This is a genomic window from Rhizobium sp. 01N447_2 (assembly GCF_056399245.1).
This window is the reverse complement of sequence record NZ_JBFTQY010000140.1, coordinates 1-6,259: the sequence shown is the minus strand read 5'-3', so window position 1 is coordinate 6,259 and position 6,259 is coordinate 1. Positions and strand designations below refer to the sequence as shown.

Here is a 6,259-nt window from a genome sequence, read left to right as displayed (position 1 = left end):
GCATATGGGCTGCCGACTACGGCATGCGCAACGCTGGTGACCTCGAGACCGTTGCTGATCTAAATCCCACCTGTCTCGACGACGGAAAGTCGGCCGCCCAGTATTTTAGGCTGTTCGACGAGGTCGTCTCCTAACATTGTAAAAAGAAAGGCCATTCTTATGGCGATAACGGGCAAAGATGCGAAGATATCTACTTAGTTTGATAAAACTCCTTATGATAAATGAGAAGAAATATGAAATTTGTGCGTTAATTATCGGGCTTTTTCTATCGGTGTTGGCTTGGATTCCATTCATTGCTATTGCAGCAACATTATCTTCCGCGTTTGCGATAGACGGGGAACTGGCAACCATCTGTGTTTTGATGCTGTTTTCTCCTGCGGTTATTTTATTTTATGTTTCATTTGCTTTGTTGGCTGATGAGGTTTTTGGGATTTTAACGAGGCGAACCGTGTTTGGAATGCAACCTGGTTCTCTTAAACGCAAAATTCGGCAGATGGGGGGGTTCTGAAAGAGATACATCCGCCATCACCACGGTCGGCCAGGTGGTGACCGCGGGCGCGGAACTGATGCGGATCGTCCCGGACGACGCCTCGCTGGAGATCGAAGCCTATCTGCCGAACCAGGACATCGGCTTCGTCTCACCAGGCCGAAACCACCGGCATCAACCGCCGGCACTGTTTTTCGCACTTGGTTCGTCGGCATTTGGGAGGACAGCTTTCCTAACCAGCGCCCAAATTCCTAAGATCAGTCCAGCGAGTGCAGGAACGCCCATGAGAACTCCCACATAAATCACAATTGGAAGGTCATGAATTCCGATAGCGAATTCCTGCCCAGCACATTTATCAGCCATATATCCTTTGAAATGTTCACACTTTCCGACGTCAGGGAATAAAAAGAAAAGCCCGTCAACGACAATCAGGAAGCTCAGGCAGATGCCCATGCCGCGAAACACTTTCACGTCGGGACGCCTGAGAGATGGTTCCGGTTTCGTTTTTTGAACGGACCACAGTAGCTTGACGAGCAGGAAGCAAGCACCCGTTCCGAGAAATTGGGCTAACATCAGGGAAAGTGTCTGGTTGATGACGGGCTTTACGACTTGGGCAGTTAGTGCTGCCATGAATGCCACCAGCCCCAGTACTGAAACTACTGACGCCCCCGTAACCCCGTCGCGTGTTACAACTGCACGGTAAAGACCATAAGACGCCCAGACAGTCATGGCTATGGGAATGGGGCCGATGAGCCAAGGAAACGAGAGATCAAGCATGCCCTGACTATGCCTGATCACATGCTTTACTCAACCTCAAAGTGGGTTAGGGACAAACAAGACCCGACGTTCGTCGTTGCGGTCGGTTGGGCCGGGCGATGCACCCGGATCTCAAGACCGTGCGCGAGGCGACGAAGACGGAGCATCTTGCCTACCTGGTCACGCCAGTTCACGGCCGCCCGTTCAAGAGTGCGGCCGCATTCGGGAATTGGTTTGGGGATATGTGCGCCGAGGCAGGCGTGGAAGGCCGGGCGCATGGCCTGAGAAAGACGCTTGCCCAGCTCCTGGCCGAAAGCGGCAACAGCAACAGCGAACTGAGGGCCCGCTTTGGCTGGAGAAGCGATTCCATGGCCAACCAATTACACGCGGAAGGCCACAAGCGGAAGCTCGCGATTTCGGGCGCTGCGAAACTTAACGAGAACAGCCTAACCCCTCAAACCAAATCCGATGAGGGGTTCAAGACTGAAAATAAAGCAAAAACATATACTTGAAAAATGGATGGCGACCCCTGCAGGAATCGAACCTGCGACAACCTGCTTAGAAGGCAGGTGCTCTATCCAGCTGAGCTAAGGGGCCGTCTGTTGGCCGCGCCTGGGAGCGCGACCGGGATGCGGCATATCTGGACGAGAAATCTCAGTGCGTCCAAGGCTGCGTGCGGGTATAACGGAAATTGTCGGGATAGGCGACAACCTGACGGACAGGGTCCTTCGGCGCGATGACGCGGTATTCGATGCCGCTGCGCTGGGCATAGGCTTCGGCGAGTTCCTGCGTTTCGAAGGTGAGCTTCACCTGCTGGCGCATATCACCCGAAGAGGTGTAGCCCATGATCGGATCGATCTTGCGCGGCGACTCCTGATCGAACTCAAGCACCCAGAGATGGGTCTTGGCCTTGCCGGACTGCATGGCGGTCTTGGCTGGACGATAGATCTTGGCAGACATGACTGCAGCGTCTCCGACTATGCGGGACAATGCCCGCCTTTCATGGTCTCAATCCCGTTGCCGGCCCGTTGCCGGCCCGCGCCAGGCCTTTTGCATCATCGCTGAGGATAACGCAAAGAGATGAATTTTGCTTAGCTGCGAATCCCCGCCTTTTCAAGGAAAAAGGCGGTGCACGACGACGCCGCCGGCTCCATCCCATGACAAGCCGATGCGTTGGGGAACAAAGAATATCCGCGGACAAGCGCCTCTGGGCATTCTTCCCCTCGTGTCGCGCCAGCCATCTCTTGAAGGCCAAGCGACTCCGGCCGGATTGCGCAATGTTACCGATCGTCGCATGTTGTGATTGCATCCTGATTGCCGCAGCCAGYCCTCGGCACTATTTCTACGGCTCAGTTGGTTTCAGTGGATTTGCACTCATGATGAGACGTTCGGCGGAGTTCAATGCCATTGTGATAGGGGCTGGTATCACGGCGTTCTTCTACCTTGCCATCAGCTACGCTCAATATATCGGCCTGATCGCTCACGGCTAAGGTAGCCTTGCCCTGACGCCAATTGCGCCAGGCAGACGGACTCGCGCGATCAAGCACACTGGCGACCTATCAAGATTTTTCTGTATTGCATCCACAGGTCCGGCGAGGAATCTTCGGCCAGAGCTGGATTTATGGGTTGCGACGGCGAAGTGAACCGTGTATCTCCCCTGCCATTCACGGCACGGAGTGTAGCGCAGCCTGGTAGCGCATCTKGTTTGGGACCAGAGGGTCGGGAGTTCGAATCTCTCCACTCCGACCATTCAAATATCCCGATATTGTTGAATTCCTTGACAGGCGCAGCGCCGCGCGCGGTCGCGCGCGCCGTTACTTCGCCTTCTTGGTCGTCGTGGCGCTGACGATCCTGTCGCCAGGCTTGATTCCGAGTTTGGCAACGATGCCGGCATTGAGTTCGACGACGTATTTCACCGCGCTCATCGAATCGATGATGTCGCGCGAATAGGGCACTGCCTTTTCCTTGATGTGGCGAATCGTGCCGGTGTCGTCGGCAAAAAGCATGTCGAGCGGCAGGATGGTGTTTTCCATCCACATGGTGACGCGCCGCGGCTCGTCGAAATCGAAGATCATACCGGCATTGTCGGCCATCACCTTGCGAAACATCAGTCCGCGGGCGCGCTGATCCGGGGTCGAGGCAATCTCGACGGTGAAATGCAGCACCTTGCCCGCCGCGGTCTGGATGAGCAGCGGCTCCTTGTCGAACCGCATCTGCTCCTCGGCCAAAGCCGGCAGCGCGACCATGAAAAAAAGCGCCAATATGGCGCTTTTGATGGCATCAAATAGGATTAGGCCGCGCATGTTCAGTGCGACCGGCTTGCCGGGCTCGGAACGTCAGGATGGATCTCTGCGGCCATCAGGCCCTTTTCGCCGGGGCCGAAGCGCACGAGGACCACCTGGCCGGGGCGCAGTTCCGTCAGGCCGAAGCGGCGGAGCGTTTCCATGTGCACGAAGATGTCTTCGGTGCCCTCGCCGCGCGTCAGGAAGCCGAAGCCCTTGGTGCKGTTGAACCACTTGACGAGCGCACGCTCGAGGCCGCTCGTCGCGGTGACCTGCACATGGGTGCGCACCGGCGGCAACTGCGAGGGATGAACCGCGGTCGACTGGTCCATCGAGAGGATCTTGAAAGCCTGATAGCCACGCTCGCGGCGCTGGATGAGGGCGACGATGCGCGTTCCCTCGAGGATCGTCTGGTAACCGTCGCGTCGCAGGCAGGTCACGTGCAGGAGAACATCCTGCAAGCCGTTGTCGGGCACGATGAAGCCGAAACCCTTGGCGACGTCGAACCACTTGACGACCCCGGTGATTTCAACAAGATCGACCGCTTCTCCCGATAGCTCGTCGAGGTCGGAGTATTCGTTCGATGAAATCCTGTCAGCCATTGTCGCCAGCCCCTCGAATACGCGTCACACTGTTACGGTTAACTGATTCTTGAAATCAAGATTAACATCTTGGTAACGGATAAGCGCAAGTCCTAGTTTTCGGTTATTCCCAGCTGCACATTTTATAAAGATGACTTGCCCGAAGCTGACCTCGGCTCGCTGAAAAAAGCCAGCCCCAATAAAGGAGTAGATAGAATGCGTTATCTCCACACAATGGTACGCGTCAAAGACCTGGACGTCTCGCTCGCTTTTTACACCACGCTGTTCGGGCTGGAGGAGATTCGCCGCCACGAAAACGAGAAAGGCCGCTTCACCCTGGTTTTTCTGGCCGCTCGCGACGATCTCGACCGTGCGCGCAGCGAAAAAGCTCCCTGCCTCGAACTGACCTACAACTGGGATACGGAAGATTATAGAGGAGGACGCAATTTCGGCCACCTCGCTTATGAGGTCGACGATATTTACGCGACCTGCCAGAATCTGATGGACAACGGCGTCACCATCAACCGGCCGCCGCGCGACGGGAACATGGCCTTCGTGCGCTCGCCCGACGGCATCTCGATCGAAATCCTGCAAAAGGGCAGCCCACTTCCGGCCGCCGAACCCTGGGCCTCGATGGGCAATACCGGCGCCTGGTAAGGCTTTTCGCCGCAAGGCTTTTGCGAGGCTTGCGGCTTTTTCGATTTCGGGTCCGGCCGGCGCCTTGACGCTTGCCGCGATCCGGCCCCGCAGGCAATCTCCTGGCGACTCGAAGCGGAAGAAAAGCGTTTTTCGCCGATTTTCTGCATCAACTGGAGACTATCGCTTGCATAACATGCAGATGCGGATGCCCGTGACGGGCGCTTTGCTGATCGCCACCTCGGTGCTGGCGCTGACCGGCTGCGCGTCGGACAAGAAGGCACTCGATTCCGCCGCAGCGGTTCCAGCACAAGCCGCAGCACCGCAGCTTGCCACGGCAGCGCCCGCAAGCCCTGCCCCACGTTCGGTCTATACGGATCCCCGGCTCGTCAACGTCTCCGGCGCTCAAGCCGCGCCTCAGGTCGTGGCACAAAATCCGAATGCCGCCGCTCCGCCCGCCGATCCGCCGACAGCGGCGCCTGCCAATATCGGCGGGCTCGTCCTGCAGTCGACCCGGATCAACGCGCAGGCGATGAGCATCTTTTCCGATCACCAGCCGGCGCCGCAGAACAACAGCACGTCCACCGTCATTCAGCCGCAAGCCTATGTGCCGGTGGAAGGTGCAGCACCGGCGCGAAGCAGCGTCTACAGCCAGCCGCCCGTGCCCACACAGCCGGCAGAGCCGGTGCTGCCGCAGCAATCCTCACAGAATAACAGCACGCAGCTTGCGCCTGTGCAGACAGCGTCGTTGGCGACGGGCAGCATTCCGACCTCGACGATGAATGCGCTCTACAGCGCGCCGAAGCAGAACCTGCTCGGCAGCCTCTCCGGCCTGCTGCACAAGGCCGCCCTGCCCGGCATGACGCGCATCGCGCCGAACGGGTTGCATCTCCAGAACGACAAGGTCGAGGTCGGTTGCTTCAAGCCCGCTATGCTGAAGGTGATCAAGACGGTCGAAAACCATTTCGGCCGACCGGTCATCGTCACCTCCGGCTATCGAGACGAAGAGCATAACCGCCTGGTCGGCGGCGCTGACGAATCGATGCACAAGAGCTGCGAGGCCGCCGACATCCAGATCGACGGCGTCGCGAAATGGGATATCGCCGCCTATATCCGGTCGTTGCCGGACCGCGGCGGCGTCGGCACCTATTGCCATACGGATTCGGTCCACCTCGATACCGGCAAAACGCGTGACTGGAACTGGGGCTGCGGCGGCAAACGCGCGCCGATGACGACCGCAAGGGCGATCTGACGGCCGCGCGATTTTCGCATAACGCTGCGGCAGCACCACCTCGTCTCATTAAAGAAACCATCGGCAGCCTATTGATTCGGCTTCAATAATCGACTTCGCGAACCCACTCGGATTTCCTGTCATTTTTTTGAAAGAAACCGCAATTGCCGCTTGCGGGATTCAAAACGCCTGACTATAAGGGCGCCACCACGAAGGAAGCGCCCTTCGTCTATCGGTTAGGACACCAGATTTTCATTCTGGGAAGAGGGGTTCGACTCCCCTAGGG

Annotated in this window: 8 protein-coding genes, 2 tRNA genes and 1 pseudogene; 6 read left to right on the top strand and 5 right to left on the bottom strand. The window is 57.6% G+C overall.

The genetic code is table 11. From position 1 onward, the window contains the following. The first annotated feature begins 214 nt into the window (after positions 1 to 214). A complete protein-coding gene (locus AC1ECN_RS38025) occupies positions 215 to 508 on the top strand; it encodes a hypothetical protein (protein ID WP_163862010.1) in 294 nt (97 codons plus the stop codon). Positions 509 to 515: 7 nt separating this feature from the next. Continuing rightward, positions 516 to 650: pseudogene (locus AC1ECN_RS38020) on the top strand (HlyD family type I secretion periplasmic adaptor subunit); the annotation flags it as partial. Between the two features lie 11 nt (positions 651 to 661). On the opposite strand, the gene AC1ECN_RS38015 reads toward AC1ECN_RS38020, so the two are convergent. After that, positions 662 to 1,264: a hypothetical protein gene (locus AC1ECN_RS38015; protein WP_130672542.1), complete on the bottom strand. Its 603-nt coding sequence runs from the start codon at positions 1,262 to 1,264 to the stop codon at positions 662 to 664. A 98-nt stretch (positions 1,265 to 1,362) separates the two neighbouring features. On the opposite strand from AC1ECN_RS38015, the gene AC1ECN_RS38010 reads away from it, so the two are divergent. Continuing rightward, positions 1,363 to 1,755 (top strand): site-specific integrase, encoded by a 393-nt coding sequence (locus AC1ECN_RS38010; RefSeq protein WP_197727571.1) that lies wholly within the window; start codon positions 1,363 to 1,365, stop codon positions 1,753 to 1,755. A gap of 8 nt (positions 1,756 to 1,763) precedes the next feature. On the opposite strand, the gene AC1ECN_RS38005 is transcribed toward AC1ECN_RS38010, so the two are convergent. Continuing rightward, positions 1,764 to 1,840, bottom strand: a tRNA-Arg gene (locus AC1ECN_RS38005). A gap of 57 nt (positions 1,841 to 1,897) precedes the next feature. Next, a complete protein-coding gene (locus tag AC1ECN_RS38000) occupies positions 1,898 to 2,203 on the bottom strand; it encodes an ETC complex I subunit (protein WP_130664515.1) in 306 nt (101 codons plus the stop codon). A gap of 712 nt (positions 2,204 to 2,915) precedes the next feature. Between AC1ECN_RS38000 and AC1ECN_RS37995 the strand changes: the two genes are divergently transcribed. Further along, a tRNA-Pro gene (locus AC1ECN_RS37995) sits at positions 2,916 to 2,992 on the top strand. A gap of 65 nt (positions 2,993 to 3,057) precedes the next feature. Here the strand turns inward: AC1ECN_RS37995 and AC1ECN_RS37990 are convergent. Beyond that, positions 3,058 to 3,546, bottom strand: coding sequence for a DUF192 domain-containing protein (locus tag AC1ECN_RS37990; protein WP_018073427.1), 489 nt, complete (start codon positions 3,544 to 3,546; stop codon positions 3,058 to 3,060). A 2-nt stretch (positions 3,547 to 3,548) separates the two neighbouring features. Next, the gene (locus tag AC1ECN_RS37985; protein ID WP_477955966.1) at positions 3,549 to 4,127 is read right to left on the bottom strand and encodes a cold-shock protein; all 579 of its coding nucleotides are present in this window, start codon (positions 4,125 to 4,127) and stop codon (positions 3,549 to 3,551) included. 195 nt (positions 4,128 to 4,322) lie between these two features. On the opposite strand from AC1ECN_RS37985, the gene gloA reads away from it, so the two are divergent. Together gloA and AC1ECN_RS37975 are read left to right on the top strand one after the other, a co-directional pair. Next, entirely contained in the window at positions 4,323 to 4,763 is a 441-nt protein-coding gene (gloA, locus tag AC1ECN_RS37980; RefSeq protein ID WP_130673519.1) for a lactoylglutathione lyase, read from the top strand. Positions 4,764 to 4,938: 175 nt separating this feature from the next. Further along, complete coding sequence (locus tag AC1ECN_RS37975; RefSeq protein ID WP_397460956.1) at positions 4,939 to 5,994, top strand: YcbK family protein; 1,056 nt, start codon at positions 4,939 to 4,941, stop codon at positions 5,992 to 5,994. The last annotated feature ends 265 nt before the right edge of the window (positions 5,995 to 6,259 follow it).